The organism is Thermococcus prieurii (assembly GCF_054657655.1).
Window position 1 is genome coordinate 1,056,260 of the sequence record NZ_BAAHYH010000002.1, and the last position, 18,957, is coordinate 1,075,216.

The 18,957-nt window shown below is 56.2% G+C and carries 23 protein-coding genes; 13 read left to right on the plus strand and 10 right to left on the minus strand.

Annotated features, from left to right (window positions below; translation table 11 throughout):
• The first annotated feature begins 14 nt into the window (after positions 1–14).
• The 4 genes from ACYQ04_RS09110 to ACYQ04_RS09125 all read left to right on the plus strand — a co-directional run bounded on the left by ACYQ04_RS09110 (position 15) and on the right by ACYQ04_RS09125 (position 3,612).
• Positions 15–689 (plus strand): DUF434 domain-containing protein, encoded by a 675-nt coding sequence (locus ACYQ04_RS09110; protein WP_460128974.1) that lies wholly within the window; start codon positions 15–17, stop codon positions 687–689.
• 66 nt (positions 690–755) lie between these two features.
• Positions 756–1,889 carry a hypothetical protein gene (locus ACYQ04_RS09115; protein WP_460128976.1) on the plus strand — a complete coding sequence of 378 codons (1,134 nt, stop codon included), beginning with the start codon at positions 756–758 and terminating at the stop codon, positions 1,887–1,889.
• Between the two features lie 35 nt (positions 1,890–1,924).
• Positions 1,925–2,572: a DUF432 domain-containing protein gene (locus tag ACYQ04_RS09120; RefSeq protein ID WP_460128978.1), complete on the plus strand. Its 648-nt coding sequence runs from the start codon at positions 1,925–1,927 to the stop codon at positions 2,570–2,572.
• On the plus strand, positions 2,560–3,612 hold the full coding sequence (locus tag ACYQ04_RS09125) for a mechanosensitive ion channel family protein (RefSeq protein ID WP_460128980.1): 1,053 nt from the start codon (positions 2,560–2,562) through the stop codon (positions 3,610–3,612). Before ACYQ04_RS09120 ends, ACYQ04_RS09125 begins: the two co-directional genes overlap by 13 nt.
• Here ACYQ04_RS09125 and ACYQ04_RS09130 read toward each other — a convergent pair.
• From ACYQ04_RS09130 to dph2, 6 genes are all read right to left on the minus strand, one after another.
• Positions 3,598–5,202: a hypothetical protein gene (locus ACYQ04_RS09130; protein WP_460128982.1), complete on the minus strand. Its 1,605-nt coding sequence runs from the start codon at positions 5,200–5,202 to the stop codon at positions 3,598–3,600. The genes ACYQ04_RS09125 and ACYQ04_RS09130 overlap by 15 nt on opposite strands.
• A 26-nt stretch (positions 5,203–5,228) precedes the next feature.
• Entirely contained in the window at positions 5,229–6,551 is a 1,323-nt protein-coding gene (locus tag ACYQ04_RS09135; RefSeq protein WP_460128983.1) for an RsmB/NOP family class I SAM-dependent RNA methyltransferase, read from the minus strand.
• Positions 6,551–7,471 carry a hypothetical protein gene (locus ACYQ04_RS09140; RefSeq protein ID WP_460128985.1) on the minus strand — a complete coding sequence of 307 codons (921 nt, stop codon included), beginning with the start codon at positions 7,469–7,471 and terminating at the stop codon, positions 6,551–6,553. Before ACYQ04_RS09140 ends, ACYQ04_RS09135 begins: the two co-directional genes overlap by 1 nt.
• Before the next feature lie 94 nt (positions 7,472–7,565).
• A complete protein-coding gene (locus ACYQ04_RS09145; RefSeq protein ID WP_460128987.1) occupies positions 7,566–8,171 on the minus strand; it encodes an METTL5 family protein in 606 nt (201 codons plus the stop codon).
• Entirely contained in the window at positions 8,168–8,548 is a 381-nt protein-coding gene (locus ACYQ04_RS09150; RefSeq protein WP_099209692.1) for a hypothetical protein, read from the minus strand. The genes ACYQ04_RS09145 and ACYQ04_RS09150 overlap by 4 nt, the downstream gene beginning before the upstream one ends.
• Entirely contained in the window at positions 8,526–9,566 is a 1,041-nt protein-coding gene (dph2, locus tag ACYQ04_RS09155) for a diphthamide biosynthesis enzyme Dph2 (protein ID WP_460128989.1), read from the minus strand. Before dph2 ends, ACYQ04_RS09150 begins: the two co-directional genes overlap by 23 nt.
• Positions 9,567–9,652: 86 nt before the next feature.
• On the opposite strand from dph2, the gene ACYQ04_RS09160 reads away from it, so the two are divergent.
• From ACYQ04_RS09160 to ACYQ04_RS09195, 8 genes are read left to right on the plus strand one after another with little or no spacing between them, the layout of a single operon-like run.
• Positions 9,653–9,973 carry a YbjQ family protein gene (locus tag ACYQ04_RS09160; RefSeq protein ID WP_099209690.1) on the plus strand — a complete coding sequence of 107 codons (321 nt, stop codon included), beginning with the start codon at positions 9,653–9,655 and terminating at the stop codon, positions 9,971–9,973.
• A gap of 6 nt (positions 9,974–9,979) precedes the next feature.
• Positions 9,980–10,336, plus strand: a complete 357-nt coding sequence (locus ACYQ04_RS09165; RefSeq protein ID WP_460128991.1) for a hypothetical protein — start codon at positions 9,980–9,982, stop codon at positions 10,334–10,336.
• The gene (locus ACYQ04_RS09170; protein ID WP_460128993.1) at positions 10,333–11,121 is read left to right on the plus strand and encodes an ABC-2 transporter permease; all 789 of its coding nucleotides are present in this window, start codon (positions 10,333–10,335) and stop codon (positions 11,119–11,121) included. The genes ACYQ04_RS09165 and ACYQ04_RS09170 overlap by 4 nt, the downstream gene beginning before the upstream one ends.
• A 9-nt stretch (positions 11,122–11,130) precedes the next feature.
• Positions 11,131–12,042, plus strand: a complete 912-nt coding sequence (locus ACYQ04_RS09175) for an ABC transporter ATP-binding protein (RefSeq protein WP_460128994.1) — start codon at positions 11,131–11,133, stop codon at positions 12,040–12,042.
• Positions 12,039–13,355: a DUF3887 domain-containing protein gene (locus ACYQ04_RS09180; RefSeq protein ID WP_460128995.1), complete on the plus strand. Its 1,317-nt coding sequence runs from the start codon at positions 12,039–12,041 to the stop codon at positions 13,353–13,355. Before ACYQ04_RS09175 ends, ACYQ04_RS09180 begins: the two co-directional genes overlap by 4 nt.
• A gap of 45 nt (positions 13,356–13,400) precedes the next feature.
• The gene (locus tag ACYQ04_RS09185; RefSeq protein ID WP_460128996.1) at positions 13,401–13,760 is read left to right on the plus strand and encodes a PadR family transcriptional regulator; all 360 of its coding nucleotides are present in this window, start codon (positions 13,401–13,403) and stop codon (positions 13,758–13,760) included.
• Positions 13,757–14,566 (plus strand): SdpI family protein, encoded by an 810-nt coding sequence (locus ACYQ04_RS09190; protein WP_460128999.1) that lies wholly within the window; start codon positions 13,757–13,759, stop codon positions 14,564–14,566. The genes ACYQ04_RS09185 and ACYQ04_RS09190 overlap by 4 nt, the downstream gene beginning before the upstream one ends.
• Complete coding sequence (locus ACYQ04_RS09195) at positions 14,553–15,296, plus strand: SdpI family protein (RefSeq protein WP_460129001.1); 744 nt, start codon at positions 14,553–14,555, stop codon at positions 15,294–15,296. Before ACYQ04_RS09190 ends, ACYQ04_RS09195 begins: the two co-directional genes overlap by 14 nt.
• On the opposite strand, the gene ACYQ04_RS09200 is transcribed toward ACYQ04_RS09195, so the two are convergent.
• Genes ACYQ04_RS09200 through ACYQ04_RS09210 form a run of 3 tightly spaced genes read right to left on the minus strand, consistent with a single transcriptional unit; the run spans position 15,293 to position 17,004 of the window.
• Positions 15,293–15,685 (minus strand): RNA polymerase sigma factor sigma-70 region 4 domain-containing protein, encoded by a 393-nt coding sequence (locus ACYQ04_RS09200; RefSeq protein WP_460129003.1) that lies wholly within the window; start codon positions 15,683–15,685, stop codon positions 15,293–15,295. The two genes, ACYQ04_RS09195 and ACYQ04_RS09200, sit on opposite strands and share 4 nt — an antisense overlap.
• A complete protein-coding gene (locus ACYQ04_RS09205) occupies positions 15,669–16,367 on the minus strand; it encodes a hypothetical protein (protein WP_460129004.1) in 699 nt (232 codons plus the stop codon). Before ACYQ04_RS09205 ends, ACYQ04_RS09200 begins: the two co-directional genes overlap by 17 nt.
• Positions 16,348–17,004: a hypothetical protein gene (locus tag ACYQ04_RS09210; RefSeq protein WP_460129006.1), complete on the minus strand. Its 657-nt coding sequence runs from the start codon at positions 17,002–17,004 to the stop codon at positions 16,348–16,350. The genes ACYQ04_RS09205 and ACYQ04_RS09210 overlap by 20 nt, the downstream gene beginning before the upstream one ends.
• 93 nt (positions 17,005–17,097) lie before the next feature.
• On the opposite strand from ACYQ04_RS09210, the gene ACYQ04_RS09215 reads away from it, so the two are divergent.
• Positions 17,098–17,865 carry a class I SAM-dependent methyltransferase gene (locus tag ACYQ04_RS09215; RefSeq protein ID WP_460129008.1) on the plus strand — a complete coding sequence of 256 codons (768 nt, stop codon included), beginning with the start codon at positions 17,098–17,100 and terminating at the stop codon, positions 17,863–17,865.
• Here ACYQ04_RS09215 and ACYQ04_RS09220 read toward each other — a convergent pair.
• Complete coding sequence (locus ACYQ04_RS09220; RefSeq protein WP_460129010.1) at positions 17,853–18,647, minus strand: nitrilase; 795 nt, start codon at positions 18,645–18,647, stop codon at positions 17,853–17,855. The two genes, ACYQ04_RS09215 and ACYQ04_RS09220, sit on opposite strands and share 13 nt — an antisense overlap.
• Between the last annotated feature and the right edge of the window lie 310 nt (positions 18,648–18,957).

The window sequence follows — 18,957 nt, forward strand, 5'->3', positions numbered from 1 at the left end:
CCCAATTTTTCACCATGCTGGTTGAGGCGTACAGAGACCTGAAGTACCTCCTCAACAGGGGCTACAGGAAGAGCGTTGCGTTGAACTTCGTGGCCAACCACTACAGGCTGAGGAGGGAGGAGAGACATCTTCTCGCGAGGTGCGTCTTCCCTGATTCATGGATTGAGGGAGTTGCGCGAAAACTTCTACCGCCGGAGGAGATTAGGGGCCGGGTTCTTGGAATAGACGGCTTCAACGTCCTCATAACCCTCGAATCGCTCCTCGCGGGGAGGGCTATTCTCTGCGAGGACGGCCTCATCAGGGATTTAGAGTACCGGGGAAAGTACAGACCGCACAGGGAGACCAGGAACAACTTGAGGCCCATTGTCTCGGCCCTGGCGGAGCTTTCACCCGGGAGGGCGGTCTTCTTCTACGGGAAGAACAACCCGGGGAGCGGGGTCGTTGGAAGACTCACAGAGAAACTCCTAGATGAGTTTGGAATTCCCGGAGAGATAAGGCTCGTCAAAAGTCCCGACCACGAGCTCAAGGCGTTCGAAACAGCGGCGACTGCCGACGTTGGGGTTATCGAGAAGGTTGACCACGTTTTCGACCTCGCGGGGTTTGCGGGAATATTGGCAGGTGCCGGGCCATTTCCGCTTCACGATATTTTAAAAACTTCAAGTTTGCTCGGACTTTTAAAAAAGTTTTAATAGAATAAGAGCGGATTATATAAAGATGCCCTTTGCTTTTCTGGGCCAAAATCAACGACTAAGGGGATGTTAGTTATGAAAAAGTTTGCACTCGCCCTGTTGCTCGTGGTTGTTGTCCTGCTCGCAAGCGGATGCACCGGTTCGAACACTTCCTCAAAGACTTCGGAAACGCCCGACACATCACCATCACCCAGCTGGACGAGTTCAACGACTCAAACCTCCTCCCAAGAGACGACTGAAACCCCCTCCGGGACGCATTCGAATTCGCCCTCCTCAACCCCCACCAAGACGGAGACCGAAACCCCCACGTCGACGACGTCCACCTCAACCCAAACTGAGGAGCTCTACTGGACGAGCCCTTGGGAATACTCGCCGATAAAAGTGAACGGGGAGAAATACGTAATAACGCACTACGTCGTTCTTTACAAGGTCAAGCCCAACGAGACGAGCCCGCTCTACGAGTACAGGATTGAGAAAACCGAAAGGAAGAAAAAGGTAAAGGTCTACGGAACGGACTTTTCGGGGAACAAGGTCGACGTCGGAACCTTCGAGGTTTACGAATACGAGACGGTCATAACGCCAGTTAAGGCGGTCTCAATGAAAGAAAAGCTCATCATAAAGGTGTGGTACACGGAAAGGGCAAGCGACGCGTTCATCTACCCCTGGGACATGGGATGGGCAACCGGGGGCAGCGGCCAAAATCAAGTCGTAGGCTTCGAGATGGACTACGGGGACAGGCAGATGCTCTACACAAACCCGATGGCGGTCGGGAAGTCCGCGATTCCCTACATCGGCGGCGACCAGAACATAATGGACGAGCTGAACACCGACCTGATGAACCTCTACTACGGCTGGTTCGCGGTCCTCCACGTGGGAATGTGGGCGGACTGGAGCGGCAAGAACCTGCTCGTGCCGCAGAGCGGAACGTGGCGGGACTTCTTCGGCCACACCTGGAACTGGCAGACTAGGCCAGACGGAACCGTTGAGTTCTCGGGAATCAAGTTCAGGGTCATCGAGGGGACTTGGAGCTACGCCGGACCCGAGGGCGTTTCAATGAAAGGAAAGGCGAAAGTAGCGCCGAGAATATTCATTCCGCTGGAGGTTGACGGTCACTTCTCCTTCGTTGACGATAACGGAAACCCCAGGACAATATACGGCTACTTTAAGATTGAGGAGCTCGACCTCGCGAAGGCCTCTTAGGAAACTTTAAATTTTTGGGCCCCCTATTTTTCAGCATGAAAACCTTTGGCGAGCATGAGCTTAGAACGCAGTTCATCCACGTCGGCGAAAGGAAAATTCACATCATTGAGAACCCGGACGGAACGTTTACATACCGACGGGATGATGTCAGGGTCAAAATCCTCGGCGGAAGGCATCTGTGGGTCCTCCCCGCGCCGGCGGAGGGCTACGGTGTCAAGTTCCTCCTGGTAAAACTGAGTGAGAGACTCGCGGTTCCCCCCGGAGAAACCGTTCACGGTTACCTGAGCGCCCCCCTGGACGTTGTTGTAAAGGCCGGAAATGCACTCATAGACCGCTTCACAATCGGACGGGAGAAGTACGCGCTCTACGGCGAACACACCATTGGGGTAATCGCGAGGTATCACGTAAGCGAGTTCCATGCGAAGGAACCCGATTCCCTTGGGATAATCAAGCTCACAGTCAGGAACCCCACGAAGGAGTGGAAACTCGTTGAACGGGTTGTAATTCCAATAAGGAGCAGCGTTATGTTTTACTCTGACGAAAAAGCTTACTATCCCCTCATCATACTCACGACGAAGGAACCCTACGAGGTCAACAATACCGGAAATCCCCCGGACGGAAGGCTGAAGGCCACGCACAGGGCCGAACCGCTTCCGAACTTCAGGATGAGGTGGTGGCCGTGAACACAACGGCCCTCTTTCAGAGCGAGGTAATCCTTGGGATAACCGTGAAGGGTGCCCTCGAGGCGCTGGCAATCCTACTGGTCACCATGGTTCTTGGGGAAGCCGCCAAGAAGCTCATAATCCGGGCCTCAAAGGGAACGAACCTCACATGGATACTCAACGAGGACACGGCGGAGCTCGTCTTCAGGCTCTTCGTCCTCGGCGGCCTAATAGGGGCCCTTTACGCTCTTGGACTCATGAAATACAGCCTCGGTCCGACGACGATAGGGAACCTAGCATTCTCAGTGGGCTTCTTCTACATCTCGTACCTCATAGCAAAGAAGTCAAAAGACTACTTCCTCCAGCTCAAGAAGGGACCCGAGAACGTTATAAAGGCGAAGCTGTTCTACTACGCGTTCATAACCTTCGCGTTCTTTTTGGCGCTCAGCTTCGCGGGAATCATGGGAGAGCTCGGGGCGCTACTCGCGGCGGCTGGAATAACAGGCATAGTCCTCGGTTTCTCTTCAAGAACCGTTGTCTCGAACTTCGTCTCAGGAATCTTCATGTACTTCGACAAACCGCTCCAGATAGGTGATGCCGTTCAGGTCGGCGACGTTCAGGGAATAGTCGAGGACATAAGAATTCTCTCGACGAGAATAAGAACGTGGGATGGAACACTCGTCAGGATTCCAAACGAGGCTCTCTTCAACAGCAACATAGTCAACCTCCAGAGGTACCCCGTGAGGAGAGTCGATGTAAGCGTCGGCATAGCGTACGCCGAGGACGCCGGGAGGGCTATGGAGGTCATAAAGAAGACCCTCGATGAGATGCCCCTCGTCCTTGCTGAACCGGAACCGAAGGTCTACGTCGAGAACCTCGGCGACAGCTCGGTGGTTTTGAGGGTCTGGGCGTGGGCGCCGAGTGAAAAGTGGTTCGACGTCAGGACAGAGGTCGTGAAGAGAATCAAAGAGGCCCTCGACGAGGCCGGAATCGAGATACCGTTCCCGCAGAGGGTCAACTGGTTCGCCAACGAGCTTAGGGTGAAGTTAGAGGACGAGTGAGCGCTCCTTTTCCGCTATGTTTTCCAGAACCCTGAGCGCAATCGGCGCAAGCTCCGTTTTCTTTATCTCCTTCAGGAGGGGAACGAACTGCGCGAAGAGAACCGCGTCTTCCCTCGGGACTGTTCTCGTCATGGCCTCGAGGGTTAGAAGGACCTCAAAGGGGTACTCCTTGAGCAGGGTCCTCAGGAGCGGAAGCACTCTTCCGGCGAGTTCCCCATCCCAGCGCTTGGAGAAGTAGTAGCTGAGGAATGTTAGTGCTCCCGGAACCGCCTTCTGCCTCTCGAGCAGCCCTATGACGGAACTCACTATTTTGGCACCGTAAGGGGCCCTCAGCGCCAGCCTCGCAAGGATTCTCGCAGACCTGTCCCTTGCCCACCTGTTTTCGGAGGCGAGAACACCGAGCAGGGGTTCTACCGCGGGCTCTAATGCCACGAGTCCCTTCTCAGGGAGCTCCTTCGCGAGCCTGTGGAGCTCCCACAGGGCGTCCATCTTCTCCTCGATGCTCCCTGAGAGGGCATCCACGAGCTCGGCCACGCGCTCAAAGGGAACGCGGGTTTCTGACTTCTCCGGCGGTTCCGGCTTCTTTTTCCGCACGGTTCCCCACGAGGACGAACCATCACCCGGCCCTGAACCCCTCGGGTGCTCAACGTACTTCGGCCCCGGAACGAGTGAACCTCCGCGCGAGGGTAGCTTTGAGAACCCCTTAGGAACGTCTTCTCCCGCCTCAAGGGCGAGCTCCATCGCCTCGTCAACCTTACCCCCAGAGAGGAGCTCGGCTATTGTTCTCATCGCCTCACCCGGATGGGAGGAATAGTAGAGGGCGAGGAGCTTTCTAACCCGAAACGCCAGGTCCCTGGCCTTGCTCCTGACCCCCGGAACCGGTGAGTGGCGAGAAACAACTTCAAGGGCTCGAAGGAGCTCCCAGTACTTGCCGATGGTCTCCTCACTTGGGGGAACGAGGACCTCAGAGAGCAGGTTGAGGATGAAATCCTGAAGGGGAACGTCCTCCCCCAGCAGGGCTTCGTCAGTCTCATCCAGCAGGAGCGAGAGAACCCGCGAGTCCCCAACGCTCATGTTGGCGAGCAGTCTGAGACCCATGGCACGGAGCCTTGGGTTGCCGGAAGAGAGCAGACCCATCACCCTCGAACGGGCAAGGGATGACGTCTTCGCCGGCCTTAGTCGCTCAAGAACAGGAGGAATCTCAAGGAGAACGACCTCGTTTCTACCGGAGCGCACGAGGGAAGCCAGCGCATCAACCGTCTCAACGTAGGCCTTCTCCTCAGGGTGAACGAGTGAAAACAGAACCGCGAGAAGCCGGAGCGCCTCGATGGCAACTTCGTCGGTGTCCCTCAAAAGACCGAGAACGGTTCGGAGGTTCCTGAGGACGGGAAAGGTGTACCCCGGTTCAGGTTTGCGCCGGAGGATTTCCCTTAGCACTATGAGCGCACGCCTCCTGACGCGGTCGTCACCATCGCGAAGGAGAACCAAGAGCGAAGAAAATGCCCCCTCGTCCGAGACCGCGAGCTCCACGGCGTTCGAGGTTCTCCACGCGAGGAGCATCTCCCGCAAAACGTCACTGTAGTCCCGCATGGTAGTCCTTACGAGGAACCCCTATATTAGGCTTTCTCAATCAGCGCGTAGAAAAAGCCTATCGTCCCGTGCCTGTGGGGCCAGGCCCTCATCGTGCCGGGCAGGAAGCTCTCATCGTACGGCCCGCTGAGCGGGACAAGTTTAGCGTCGTCGTGCCTCGAAAGGAACCACTTTACGACTTCCTCGTTCTCCTCCGGGAGCATCGAGCAGGTCGAATAGAGCAACCTACCATCGGGCTTTAAAAGCCTCCACGCGCTTTCAAGCAACTCCTTCTGGAGCGCGACGACCTTCGGTATGTTCTTCTCGCGGAGGCGCCACCTCAGCTCGGGGTTTTTGGCGATGGTTCCGTCGCTCGTGCACGGTGCGTCGAGCAGAACTCTATCGGCGATTCCCTCTCCCAAAACTTCCGGGGCCCTCCTGCCGTCGAGCTTCCTAACTTCCACAATCTCAACGCCGGCCCACTTCAGGATTTGCCTCATGCGCTTAATCCTCTCGGAATCGATGTCGAAGGCGTAGATTTTTCCTTCGTTTTCCATGAGCTCGGCCATGTGGGCGGTCTTTCCCCCAGGTGCCGCTGCCAAATCAATTACCGTCTCACCAGGTTTGGGAGAGAGTATCAGGGAAGCGACGGCCGATGCCTCCTCTTGGGGCAGAGCGAGGCCCTTCTCCATCAGCTTTCCGGGGTTGAAGGGGTCCAGAACGCGGATTACGGTTTCAACGCGCTCGCTCCTCTCGAAGCGGAGATTTTTTCTCCTCAGGTAGTCCTCAACGTCTTCAACGCTCGCCTTAAGGCGATTAACGCGAAGACTGACTGGAAGGGTCTCGTTGAGGGCCTTCAGCAGTTCCTCGGCTTCTTCTCCCAAAAGCCCCCTCATCCTCGCTATGAACCACTCGGGGAAGAGGTACTCCCACTTCAACCTCTTCTCCTCGGAGTCGAGCTTTGGGACGTAGTTTATGATTCTCGGCAGTAGCTCATAGTAGTAATAGCCCACGTAGGGGTGCGTTTTACCCGAGAGGAACTTGGCGAGGCCCTTGAGGTGCTGGACCGTTCTCCCGCCCGGGTCCCTGAAGACAGCGACCTCAACCGCAACCCTGAGCGTCGCCCTCAGCCAGGGGTCGAGGATTAGGGGAGAAACGCCAACCAGTTCCGCGATAATCTCGTCTATGAGGCCGAGCCTGCGCTGGATTGAATAGAATATTCCGGTCAGCTTGGAGTTCTCCCAGCCCTCGATTCTGTAGCGCGAGAAGGCCTTCCTCTTGGCGCTTTGACTCGGCTTGATTACCTCGCCGAGCTTCACCGCTTCAACCAGCGCGTAGAGCTGTCTGTCCGAGAGCTTGAGCTTTGGCATCAGAGTCTACCCCTGTTCCCGTAGGCCTCCCAGGGAGACGACGGAATCGTGCCTATTGCCGATGAGATTATGTAAGCCTCATCCATGAGGCCGAGGCGCATTAGCTCCTCAACGACCCTCTGGGCTTCCCTCGGTCTAACGCGATAGTAACGAACGAGCGTTTCCCTGAGCTTATCGAAGACCTCAACGGCGCGCATCTTTCTAAGCTGGTCCTTGCAGTCAACTATGGTCCTTCTGAGGGCGGGGAGGAGCTCCTTTATGAGAACGTCCATCGAGTACACGGGCGGGAGCTTTGAAATCTTCAGCGAAGCAACGAGACCCGCATCAATGAGCCTCGGCTCCCCGCTGAGGAGTGCGCTGGAGATTCTCTCGACGAGAACAACCCAGCAATCCTTGTCCATTGCACCCGTTTCGAGGAGTACCATTGCGACTATGAGGGCCTCCCCCGCGGTTCCATTCTTGAGGAGCTCCTTGAGCTCGCATGCAACGTCATCACCTATGTACGGAGCCATTATGTTGTCCACGACGTTCAGGAGTTCATCCCATACCACGACGTTTCTGGTCTCCGCGAGGTTCGTTATCGCCTTTACGAGCTTGAGAAGCCTAACGCCGTTGAGGGGGTTGTTCTTCAGAAGGGCCGAGAGTATCGCAAGGGTCCTCCACAGAACGCGCGGGTCGTCCGTCGAGAGGGCATCAACGAGCGTATCAAAACCCAGCTCAAGAATCCTCTTCCTTTCACGCCAGTTTGCCGTTTTAACGAGTTCAAGGAGCGCGGAGAGGGCTCCGAGTCTAAGGTCAATATCCTCGGAGCTAACCGCGTTTAGAATCTTCACGAGAGCGTCATCGCTCTCTCTGGCGAGCCTGATTAAATCCTGCATCTCCCATTTTTTAAGCAGGGAGTCGAGACCGTCCCGAGGCATCCACGTCACCGACCTTGATTATATCATTTAGATTCTGATGTGAACACAAATATATTTTTTTCGCCCGGAATTTTCGGGAGCTTATCTCTGAATCCTAATACCTTTCGAAACGGTAGATATCAACAAAGATTCTTTCAAGTCTCTTTCTGTGGAATCGGAACTGGGCGGGAATCTCGAAGGGGACCGTTGTCAGTCGAATCGCGGTGAACCCGTTGTCGGCTGAGAACTTCTCAATGAAATTCCTCACCTCCGGCTTCGCGAGGTGGATTGAGTAAATCCTATCGGCGACCTCGAAGGCCTTGAGCAGGAACGGCCGGTCCGCACCCTTCCTCTGGCTCCCAAAGGGGGGGTTCATTATGACGGTGTCAACCTTCTCGTTGAACTCCGAGACGTCGGCGTTTATGAACTCGACCTCTACACCAGCCCGTTCGGCGTTTTTCCTTGCGACCTTGAGGGCCCTCCCGTCAACCTCAACTGCGTAAACCCTCTCCGCCCCGAGGAGCTTCGCACCTACCGCAAGAACGCCGGTTCCGGTGCCGAGGTCGGCAACGACCTTCCCCTTGATATCCCCCGCGGAGTGGGCCAACCAGAGGAGTTCCGCCGCCACGTCACCTGGCGTCCTGTACTGCTCAAGCTCAGGTTTCGGCTCCGGAAAGCCCTCAAGCTTTGAGAGGAGCATTGCGAGGTGCTTCTTCCTCATTTCATCACCGCCCTGTGGAGGAGCTCCTGAAGGGTGCCGTGAATTTCGTAACCTGGGACGTGGAGGTAGGTGCCAATGACGCCCAGCGCAAGGGCACTGGCCATTGCCCCCACGAGGAACACCATAAACGCGAATATCGAAGCCACCAAGGAGAGCCCCAAGCCGTTTCTCTTTAGAAGGAAGAACGCGAAGAGCAGAAGGAACGACGCAAGAAAACCTGCTTCTCGAAAAACTACCGCAACAGCCAGTGGCAGGAGGAGCAGGGGACCCGAGACTCGAACGTAGGTTAAAGTTTCAGTAGAGACTTTAAGGCCCCAGTAGGCGGAGAGAAAGAGTAGTGTGAACTCCGCGAGCTCAAAGACCGGTTTTAGGTCCATGAACCGCAACCCCCAGAGGTTCGTTCACATCCCTTCTCGCGCCGTTTATTTCGTCAAACTCGTAGTCCTCGCGAAGACCAAGGAGGAGCTCAACTTCCCTCGGCGTTAAAACCGGCTTCCTCCAGTTCTCGTAGTCATCTATCGGAACCCTCGGGCAGGCAACGACGACGTAGGCGTCGAAAGAAAAGCCCTCAAGCTTCGGATAGCTTATGTGGTCCATCGCTATGAGCCCCGCATCCCTGCCGTGCCTGCGGAGGAGCTCAACCATCCGTTTGGCCTCGGCAAGCCTCAGCTGTCCCCTCTTGGTGCTCACCACTACTCCAAAGCTTTTCGCGTCCATCGCCCTGGCCACCTGCGCCCACCGCTTCCTTATCAGGCGCTCCACCTCTTTATCAAGCCAGAGAGCGTCGCCAGAGTAGGGATTTACTGCGAGAGTCGGCTTTTTGGTTGCCAGCGCAACGCCGAGCGGGTGGAAGTAGCCGGCCCCGATGAAGAGGACACCGTCTGCCCCGACCTTCGCGGCGGAGAAGTTGCACCCGAGCACCTGTCCGGGCCAGCTCACCCTCGAATCACCCCTGCCGATGAGCACCTCAAAGCCATGTCTTTCCAAGAACTCCCGCGCCTCGTCGAGCCTGTGAACGTGCTGTGCCGTTGTCACGAGCGCTATCCTCTTTCCGAGCTTCCGAATCTCGTCAAGGTTCTTCTCCAGGGCGGGAACGAGTTCGACCTTCGCGAAGGCGGGGACGAATATCGTCGGCACCTCAAGGTTCAGGCGCATGTAGCTGTGTCCGAGGTGGACTAAGGCGTCGCAACCAAGCCTTTTGGCATCGACATCTGCCGGGTCGCAGGCCCCGTAGTTTATCTCTCCGTGGAGGATTACCCTTATACCGTTTTCCTCCAGAAAGCGCGCAAGCTCTTCTGCTTCCCTTCTGAGGCCCTCCGGTGACTGTATGAGGACGCAATGAGCGTGGAGCTTCCTCAGTTCCTTCAGTATCTCGCCGTGCGGAACCTCGTGCATTCAACCACCGGATGCCCTACGATGAAAAACCTTAAATACTTCTCCACCAACAATACCTCGAAGTCCGATGCATCGGGGTGATAGGTATGATTGTCGTAACCACCGAAGAGGTCCCCGGCTACCGGGTCGTCGAGGTGAAAGGCCTCGTGAGGGGTGGTGTTGTCATGGCCACCCACCTGGGCAGAGACATCCTAGCAGGTCTTAGGAACCTCGTGGGCGGTGAGGTGAAGGAGTACACCGAGATGATGGCCCAGGCGAGGGAGATAGCCCTCCAAAGACTCATTCAGCAGGCCGAGGAAATGGGCGCGAACGCGGTAATCGGAATGCGCTTCATGACCTCCAACGTTGGCCAGAGGATGGCCGAGGTCTACGCCTTTGGGACGGCGGTGGTAATCGAGCCGGAGTGATGGGTTATGGACCCAATCCTCCTTGTAGGTTTGGCGGTTGCCCTAGTACTCGTCGCGGTCGTGCTCGCGGTTTCCCTGATGAAGACGAGCGTGGAAGTTAAAGGGAACGAGGTCCTCTTCCGGTCTCCGCTCTCCTCAAAGAGGTACAGAATCCTTGAAGTTCTCGACAGCGGGGTTCCAGTAAACTCGGTGGTTAAGTACAAAATATCGGGAATCAATCTCCCATCCAAAAAGAAGGGCAAGTTCAAAACAAAATACGGAACAGCCACCGTCCACTGCACGACGCCATACGCCGTTGTCCTGAAAACCGACAGGGGAATACTAATCCTCGACGAGGCCCTCTTCAAGGGGGAGGAACGATGAAAGCTAGCGTGAAAGTTTTGGTTGAGAAGGAGCTGTGGGCTCTGAAGGGAAATCCCTCGATGCTCCTCCTCGGGCTGGGATTGATACTCTTCGTAACCCTCATGTCTTCTCTTGTGCCCCCCACCCCTCAGAGCTCCTATGCGGCCCGGCATCAAATCCTCTCAAACCCCGCACTCTTCGGATTAAACGACAAGTTGATTCATCTCCTTGGAGACTGGACGGTGAGGTTCGGGCTGCTCGTTGCCCAGAACCCGCTGACCTTTGGAATCCTGATTTACGTAACGACGTACTCGTACGTAACGAACTCGTTCGTTTCGGAGAGAATCAACAAGACGATGGAAGTCCTCTTCGCGGCCCCCGTAAGCGAAACCGACGTTGTGGCATCCAAGATGATAACGGGGGTAATCCTGGGCGTTTCTCTGTTTCTCCTCTCGTTCCTCGCGAACACGCTCGCCATAGAGTTCATCTTCCACCACTGCACCGGACTGTGGTGGACGCCGACAAGGGGGTATCTCCTCCTCATGGCGTTCTTTCCGCCCGCCTTTCTCTCCCTTGCATTCCCCCTTGCGTTAATCGTTGGGATGAGAGGCTCCAAATTCCTAATGGCTTCCGGCACCTTCGTCATCTTCGTTCCGATAGTACTCCTCATCCTGGCCTCGCAGGTCTCTGTTGAAGGCTACTTCAGGCTGATATTCTGGGTTGCCGTCGCGAGCGTGATCCTGGCAGTTCTGGTGACGCTCGCCGCCCGGAAGATGGTGAACAGACTGGCGTTCATAACGAACTGAGGTGATTCCATGCTCGAAGTCGAGAACCTGAGCGCCGGCTACGGGGAGGGGGATGTAATCAGAGACCTAACCTTCACTGCAACTAAGGGAGAACTGTATTTACTGCTCGGAGCCAATGGAGCCGGGAAAACTACCACGTTCAGAGTTATTACTGGAATCCTCCCCCCGTCAAGGGGGCGGGTAGTAGTGGAGGGAATCGACCTCTGGCGGGAGCCGGAGAAGGCCAAGGTGAAAATCGGCTACCTGCCGGAGGGTGAAAGGGTTTACCCAAACCTGAGCGTTTACAGAAATCTGCTTCTCTTCGCCCGTCTTTACGGAATCGCGGAGGAGAGGATTGAAGAGGTTCTCCGCGAGTTCAACCTCAGAGAGTATAAGGACAGAAAGGCTGGAGAACTGAGCAGGGGCTTGAGGAAGAGGCTTGCCCTCGCGAGGGCCCTCCTCCACGAGCCAGAGGTGCTCGTTCTCGACGAACCGTTCAGCAACCTCGACGTGCCGAGCGTTGTAAGCTTGAGGGACAAAATTTTCGAGAGCCTTGACGGGGGACGGGTGGTGCTGTTCTCGACGCACATACTTAGCGAGCTCCAGCACTTCGAAGGGGTCAGGTGCAGGGTCGGAATAATACGGGATGGAAAGCTCGTCCTTGAAGAAAAGCTTGAGAACCTCATGTCCCTCCTGAGAAGTGTTGAGGTTGTTTTGATAGTGAGCGATTCCCAGCGCGCCCTTGGGGTTTTGAAAGATAGGGGCTATGATGCAAGGGCCGAAGGAAGAAACATCGTCGTCAGGGTCTCCAACTACACGTCAGAGGTCCCGGAGATAACCAGAACTCTTGCTGAGAACGGTGTTGGAATCCTTCAGGTGAAACCCAAGGAGGTCCCGCTAGAAAAGCTCTTTATGAACATAACGCGGGGGGACGGGAAATGAGGCGGAAAATTCTCCAGATAGCCGGTCTTCTCTTTCTTTCTCTAATCCTCCTTGGTCACGTTTCAGCTTTGACGCCACAAGAGGCAATGATGCAGGCATGGAAGACCGGGAACTACTCCATCGTCGAGCCATACCTCAGTCCCGCCATGAAGGCGGCATTCTCTGAGAGGATATTCCAGAGTGCACGGGGGGAACTCATAAAGAGGTACGGTGAGATTGAGGGCTACCGGCTGATAAAGAAGGAGAAAGAGGAAGGCTACGAGGTCTACTACTACCGTGTTGAGGCGAAAAACGCTGCATACACTGTGAGCGTGGCAGTGAAGGACGGGAAGGTTGAAGGGTTTCACGTGGTCTCCGCTCCAGGGACACAAAACGGGAATACTCCTCCCTTAGCGCCGCAGGATGCCATGATGAAGGCCTGGAAGAGCGGGAACTACTCGATAGCGGAGCCGTACATGAGCCCCGAGATGAAGAAGGGCCTCTCTGAGAAGGTCTTCAGGACCGTCAGGGACGAAATGGTGAAGAGCTACGGGCAAATCAAAGGCTACCAGCTCGAGAAGACCGAGGAGAAAGGGGGCTATCAAATATACATCTACCGCGTCATAGCGGAGAAGGGAAACTACACGGTGAGCGTGACTGTGAAGGACGGGAGGATTGAAGGCTTCCACATCGTTCCCGGCTTCAACCCGAAGAACGCCCTCTACCCCCTCCTCGGCGGCCTGCTCGGTCTGCTTCTCATCTGGGCCTACCTGAGGAGGTTCCACGCTGGAGAGCTCATCCTCGGGGCGGTCCTGCTGATTCCGGTGCTCCTGTTCCAGCCGCTTGTACAGAGGCTCCCTGAGTTCCTTGGGGTGGACAGCACGGCCTTCTTCGTCCTCTGGACAGGGCTGATTGCGGCGCTCTTCCAGGAGCCGCTCAAGTACCACTTCTCCCGCAACAAAACCCTCGGAAAGGCCCTTTACGTTGGGGCTGGCTTTGGAGTCGGGGAGGCAGTGTACGCGGCGGTGCTCTCGTCGCTCTTCGCCGGTTCACCGATGGCCGTCATCGAGAGAGCCCTCGCGCTCCTCTTCCACGCGTCAACGACCGTCCTCTTTGCTTATTCATACAGAAACGGCTGGGGAAGGAAGGCGCTGCTCGCGATGGTTCTCGTCCACTGGCTAACTGACAGCATAGCGACCTGCTGGCACGTCAGCCCCTCCAATGAGGTCCTCGCGGCAGGTTACGCGGTGATGCTCCTCACGGCCCTGGCGATACTCCCGAAGCTCCTCCCGCTGGCAAGGGCCGAGAGTGAGGAACCGGAAGTGAGGTGGTGAACCTTTTTATTTCTCCTCTTCCCTTCCACAAAAGGAGGTCGTTAGTTGCTCGGCGCGGGCAGGGAGAAGGCCCTCAAAAAGCTCAGAAAGGACCTGCGCTCCGGACTTTACTCCTACTTAGTCCTCTCGCTCCTCGAAAGGGAGGGGGAGCTCCACGGCTACGCGATAAGGAAGAGGCTCGGCGAGCTGAGCGATGGCAAACTCGTCCCGAGCGAAGGGGCCCTCTACGACATCCTGAAGAGCCTGAAGAAGTACAGGCTCGTCGAGGACTTCTGGGCCGAGGTCGGCGGGAGGCCGAGGAAATACTACCGCCTCACCGACCTCGGAAGGGAAGTTTTATTAGAGCTGAAGGAGGAAGTAAAAACGATTGAAACGACCCTCATGAGACTGGAGGGGTTTGAATGAACGATAGAGCCCTTGAAGTGTTCATCTCGCTTCTCCTGCTCGGGGCGGGGCTGGTAACCCTCGCATTCAGGAACAGGAGAAACCGGATGATAGGCTTCCGGGTGGGTTACACCTGGCACTCAGATAGGGTTTGGCGAAAGGTGAACACCTTCTCCGGCCTCTACTCTATTGCGTACTCGCTTTTCCTGCTTATCCTTGCCATTTATGGTATCCCGCTCACTCCGTTCATCCTAACGATGCTGGCCTTCGTGCTTTCCGAAGTTGTAATCGGAACGTGGATGGCGAAGAGGGAGTACGAGCTTGAAGAGCTCTCGGTTGAGGCCCCGGAGAAGCCACCAGCAACCGAAGGGGAAGCTATGAAGGGAACCAGCATGGGACCCTACCTCCTCGTCCAGCTCGGCCTTTTGGGGTTCTACCTCATTTTAGTTGCCCTTTTCTGGGATAAGCTCCCGGAGCGGGTGGCCGTCCACTTCAGCGCGAGCGGAAGACCGAACGGCTACATGGACAGGTTTTCAGGATTAATTGTGTTCCCGGTCCTCGGCTGGCTGCTTCCCTTCTCCCTGACGTTCCTCGCCAGAGACCCGGGCTTCTTCGCGAGGATGAGCGCGGGCGTAACTCAGCGCGGATGGTTCGAGCTCAACGTGCTCACGAGCTGCGCCCTCGCGCTGGTGTTCCTCACGGTGCTCCTCTACAACGTGGGTGCCGTCTCGGCGAACGCCATAAACTACGCAACCGTGGGGTTACTCGTCCTCATCGGGCTCGGCATCTACCGCCTCCTGCGGGTGGGAAAGGATGAACGGGCATGAGCTCCTGAGAATCCTCTACGGGCTGTTCCTTGGCATTTTCCTTATAATCGCGGGAGTCCTGACTTTCACGTCCAAGGGCGAGCCAGGGATAGGCTTCAGGATAGGCTACACCTACCTCTCGGAGCGGGCGCGGAGAAAAGCGAACCGCGTTTCCGGAATCGGGATTGTTCTAACCGGGGTGGCATTCATCGTCCTCTCGCCTTTCCTGCCGATGCCCTGGCTCATGGCCGTTATAGTCCTCGGCCTCGGCGTGACCGTCCTGCTCGCTTACCTCGTGGCAAAGCGCGAGTACGAACTTGAGGAGCTCTCCGAGGAGGCCCCGGAGAAACCCGGGAGGAGGATAGAACCCCCGAGCGTCAGAAAGCACATCACCCTTCAGCTCATGTTCGCCGGCGTTTCCTTCGCACTCATTCTCACCGGAGAAGTCCCGAGGGACCCGGGGATTATCCTGGTCGCCAGCATTCAGCTCTTCCTCCTTGCGCTTACGGTCCTCGTTTCCCGGCCCCTCGTCTTCCAGCTCGCCCCTAAGTTCAAGGGGGAGATGGCGTTCGGCTTCGCGAGGGCAATGACAGTGGTATCGGCGATGATAGCGCTTCAGCTGGCGGTTGTGGCCTTAAGTCCCAAGGCGAGCCCGCTCCTCGTAGTCCTCATGCTCCTCGTCTCCCTGGGCGCGGTATTCTACGCGGCCTTCGTCTCCCTAACGAGCGCCTACGAGGAGGGTTACTATTAGCTCTCAAGGGCCTTGATTAGCTTTTTCGGCTCGGGTTCGTCAACGATTCCCAGCTCGAGGGCGTGCCTTAGAACGTAGTCCGGAAACTCCGCATCAAAAAACGCCCTGATTCCCTTTCTCGGGAGGTAGAATGCATAAACGCGTACGTTCTTATCGAGACACCTCCCCCTCGCGACCATGAAGCCCTTCTCCGCGTTGACTCTGGCTATCTCCCACGAGAAGACCTCGGCCAGGCCAAAGAAGGCCTCGAAGAGCTTCACCCGGGCGTCCTTCAGGGCCTTGTTGACGGCCTGCCTTGAAACCCCGAGTTCCCTCGCTATATCCACCTCGCGCATTCCCTTGGCCTTCATGAGCCAGACTCGCTCCATCGCCTCAGGGAGCCGGAACATTTGAACCACCCGCACTCAGGAGAGATTTAATTTTCTCCATAAAACCCTCGATAGCGGTTGAATCCCCGAGGAGGACTATCCTCTCCCGCTCGGTTCTGATTATGACCGCGTCCTGGCCGTAGTTTTCGTTGGCAAACGTTGCATCAAAGAGACCGTAGAGGGCAACCATTAGAACAAACTCCGGATGCCCCAGGTACAGGAGCGCCAGGGCCGTGAGAAGGGACACAACCACCGAAGCTAAGACGCGGTTTCTTTTCTCGGAGGGCCGGAAAAGGAAGTTGAGAGCCGAGAGTATGGAGACGTAAATCCAGAGGAGGCCGTAAAACTCGCCCCTGTGAAGGAAGAGAGCACCTATTGAAACTCCAATCGCAAGATTGCCCAACGGAACCCACGGCCTCTGGAACTGCTCGATAAGCCGGACTCCCGAAGCGGAGGGAAGTTTAATAACCTCCACCACTTTGTCAAGCGGGATTTCCTTTATCGCAAGCGGAACGGGCCGTCCAATCCTAACAACTATCCGGCCACGCTCGATTCTGGCATCGCTCGTGAGTGATAGGTAAACAACAAGCCAGAAGGCGAACGCCATGAGCGCCCAGCCGACGTTACCCTCCAGGAGGAAGGAGACCGCAAGCAGGAGGAAGGGAAGGAGCAGAAGGGGGTGGTCAATTATCCTTAGGGACATTGGCCAGCACCCCCATCAACCTTCTGGAGTCACCGCAGAGGAGCAAATAGCTCATCCCTTTCGTCCGTATCACAACACCGTCCCTCAGGAGCATGTTCATGAGCGAGAGTGTTCCTGTACCCCATACGAAGGGCATCGCGGGCAGGGCTTCTCTGTTAACGAGAACAAAGGGAAGAGACACCAGGAGAGGAACGAGAACCGAGAGACCAAGCCTCTCCTTCAGCACCTTCAGCGGGAAGATTAACATCTCGGAGTACATGGCTATACAGTAGAGGAGAGCGGGAAGAAGGATGGAAGCTTCAGCCCCCCTCTTCAAAAGAATCAGCAGACTCAGGACGAGGAAGAAGGGCTCCAGAATCAGGGGAGTCGCCCACTTAACCAGCTTCCCCCGCTCAAGCTCGCTCAGGCGGAGGATTTCGTCAACGTCAGAGACCCGGACTTTGAAAAGGACGTACCTTAGAACCAGACCCCCGTCGATTACGACGTCCCTCCCGGTGGAGGCGATTACGAGAACAACCCCGGCGAGGAACGCAATTCCAGATTTCAACAGGAGGGAAACCACTATCAGGAGCCACCCGACCACCCTCAGGGCCAGCGGTTTTCCGGCCGATGGGAACGGAAAGCAGTCGAGCTTCATACCACCACCCTGTCAACCTATGTAAGTTGACAAAGCTCTTAAGCCTTTCGATGGGTTTAAAACCAATCCGCGAGAACGTTCAACGGTGGGACGATGGAGGAGCTTTACCGCTACCTATGGGCATCCATGAACCATCCCAAGAGCGATATCGCCCAAAACCGCTTCATCGGACTGCGCTCCTTCTTCAACTGGGCCGTCAAGGAGGGCCTGTTTCCCGAGAGGAGAAAGCTTAGAATCCTCGACCTCTGCGCCGGAACGGGTATAGCAGGTGGTGCCCTCTACGAGACGCTCCACGAGTGGGGCTACGAGGCTTCCCTGACCGTTGTCGACAAGAGGAAAGAGGATTTACTCCTCGTCGAGGACTGGGTGAGCGGAGAGGTTTACGGGGCCGTTATGGACTGCCTCGACGACTTGAGGAGGCTCGGGAGGTTCGATATAGCTTTAATCTTCGGCTACACGATGCCCCACTTCGACCCGTTTCAAACGGCCGAACTCTTCAGGAACGTCGCGAGGGTTCTTGAAAGCGACGGTGTCTTCCTGCTTGAAGAGATGGACCGCTTCGGGGCGTTCTTCTACAGGAGGGCCTACCGCGAGATTGTGCCGGAAGTTCGGGGCGAGGACTACACGGTAATCTCGCTTGATGAAGGATACAACCCGATGAGGGGCGTTATCAGGAGGGGCTACTACAAGTTGCCGGGCTGGGAGAGGATTGGAGAAATCGAGACGCGCTACTGGGACCTGGCTGGCCTGGCAGGCATCGGCAAGGCCCTCTTCAATGAGGCGAGGATAATAAGGAAAAGCGAGCACGGCGTTGTGAACGTCGGCGATATAATTTACCTCGGGAAGCCCTACAGGACGTAATACTGTGGCCGTCTGTCCTTGAAGATATCGTTGAGCTCGTTGAGTCTCTTGTCCCTCGCCAGCTCAAGGTCTACCTCTACGACTCCCACTTCTTCCCTGTCCTCGCTTCCCATCGCTAAGACTTCGGCCTTCGGCGAAGCTATCGTGCTCTTGCCTATGAACTTCAAGCCCCTCTCCTCGCCGATTCTATTGGCCGTTATCGTGTAAACGCGGTTCTCCAAGGCTCGAATCGGCATAGCTCTGGGAGCGTAGGGCATGACGAGGTTGCTCGGGTGCGCTATTATCTCCGCGCCCTTCAGAGCGAGCGTTCTGGCGGACTCGGGGAAGAACCAGTCGAAGCATATCATAACACCAACCTTCGCAACCCCGATATTGAATACGTGGAAGCCGAGGTTCCCGGGCCTGAAGAAGAGCTTCTCGCGGTTGAAGAGGTGTATTTTCCTGTACTTCCCGATGTAGCCCCAGCCGACGGGCCCAACCACAACCGCCGAGTTATAGAGGTTTCCGCGCTCGTCCTTTTCGGCCGTTCCCGCAACTATGAAGACCTCCCTCTCCCTTGCGAGCTCGACAAGGAACTCCGTGGTTGGGCCGTCGGGAATCTCGCCGGCGACTTCCGTTATTTCGCTTTTACTCTCGAAGTTATAGCCGGTGTCGAAGAGCTCCGGCAGGACTACGAGCTTTGCCCCCTCATTAACCGCCTCGCCGATGAGCCTCTCAGCCTTCGAGTAGTTCTTTTCGGGGTCGAGGAAGGCGGGCTCCATCTGCACGTAGGCGACCTTCATGATACCACCGCATAGGGTTCGCCCCGGAATAGATAAGCTTAGCGGAGGCGGAAGCGAGACGTATCCGCGACGTTAATGGGCCGAACTCAGTATAAACTCAGTAAAAACCCTTGTTCACTGAATGCTATAGCCCCAACAACGCAAAGCCAGAACAAAGGATGAAGCATAGTTAAAAATCTGAATGGATTGGACAAAACCGAGAAAAATACCGCGAACCAAGAGGAGTTTCTGAACCGCTCACGCCCCAATTGAAGGGCCGAGAGGGCTTCTCAACCCGATGGGAAAAGCTTAAAAAGGGACTCCCGGAGCT

Bases quoted from the DNA above. Each gene is read 5' to 3' on its own strand.
- ACYQ04_RS09180 (WP_460128995.1), top strand. From the start codon at position 12,039: ATGAGGCGGAAAATTCTCCAGATAGCCGGTCTTCTCTTTCTTTCTCTA.
- ACYQ04_RS09160 (WP_099209690.1), top strand. From the start codon at position 9,653: ATGATTGTCGTAACCACCGAAGAGGTCCCCGGCTACCGGGTCGTCGAG.
- ACYQ04_RS09195 (WP_460129001.1), top strand. From the start codon at position 14,553: ATGAACGGGCATGAGCTCCTGAGAATCCTCTACGGGCTGTTCCTTGGC.
- ACYQ04_RS09220 (WP_460129010.1), bottom strand. From the start codon at position 18,647: ATGAAGGTCGCCTACGTGCAGATGGAGCCCGCCTTCCTCGACCCCGAA.
- ACYQ04_RS09190 (WP_460128999.1), top strand. From the start codon at position 13,757: ATGAACGATAGAGCCCTTGAAGTGTTCATCTCGCTTCTCCTGCTCGGG.
- ACYQ04_RS09205 (WP_460129004.1), bottom strand. From the start codon at position 16,367: ATGTCCCTAAGGATAATTGACCACCCCCTTCTGCTCCTTCCCTTCCTC.
- dph2 (WP_460128989.1), bottom strand. From the start codon at position 9,566: ATGCACGAGGTTCCGCACGGCGAGATACTGAAGGAACTGAGGAAGCTC.
- ACYQ04_RS09175 (WP_460128994.1), top strand. From the start codon at position 11,131: ATGCTCGAAGTCGAGAACCTGAGCGCCGGCTACGGGGAGGGGGATGTA.
- ACYQ04_RS09120 (WP_460128978.1), top strand. From the start codon at position 1,925: ATGAAAACCTTTGGCGAGCATGAGCTTAGAACGCAGTTCATCCACGTC.
- ACYQ04_RS09140 (WP_460128985.1), bottom strand. From the start codon at position 7,471: ATGCCTCGGGACGGTCTCGACTCCCTGCTTAAAAAATGGGAGATGCAG.
- ACYQ04_RS09150 (WP_099209692.1), bottom strand. From the start codon at position 8,548: ATGGACCTAAAACCGGTCTTTGAGCTCGCGGAGTTCACACTACTCTTT.
- ACYQ04_RS09115 (WP_460128976.1), top strand. From the start codon at position 756: ATGTTAGTTATGAAAAAGTTTGCACTCGCCCTGTTGCTCGTGGTTGTT.
- ACYQ04_RS09135 (WP_460128983.1), bottom strand. From the start codon at position 6,551: ATGCCAAAGCTCAAGCTCTCGGACAGACAGCTCTACGCGCTGGTTGAA.
- ACYQ04_RS09110 (WP_460128974.1), top strand. From the start codon at position 15: ATGCTGGTTGAGGCGTACAGAGACCTGAAGTACCTCCTCAACAGGGGC.
- ACYQ04_RS09170 (WP_460128993.1), top strand. From the start codon at position 10,333: ATGAAAGCTAGCGTGAAAGTTTTGGTTGAGAAGGAGCTGTGGGCTCTG.
- ACYQ04_RS09210 (WP_460129006.1), bottom strand. From the start codon at position 17,004: ATGAAGCTCGACTGCTTTCCGTTCCCATCGGCCGGAAAACCGCTGGCC.
- ACYQ04_RS09200 (WP_460129003.1), bottom strand. From the start codon at position 15,685: ATGTTCCGGCTCCCTGAGGCGATGGAGCGAGTCTGGCTCATGAAGGCC.
- ACYQ04_RS09165 (WP_460128991.1), top strand. From the start codon at position 9,980: ATGGACCCAATCCTCCTTGTAGGTTTGGCGGTTGCCCTAGTACTCGTC.
- ACYQ04_RS09145 (WP_460128987.1), bottom strand. From the start codon at position 8,171: ATGAGGAAGAAGCACCTCGCAATGCTCCTCTCAAAGCTTGAGGGCTTT.
- ACYQ04_RS09215 (WP_460129008.1), top strand. From the start codon at position 17,098: ATGGAGGAGCTTTACCGCTACCTATGGGCATCCATGAACCATCCCAAG.
- ACYQ04_RS09130 (WP_460128982.1), bottom strand. From the start codon at position 5,202: ATGCGGGACTACAGTGACGTTTTGCGGGAGATGCTCCTCGCGTGGAGA.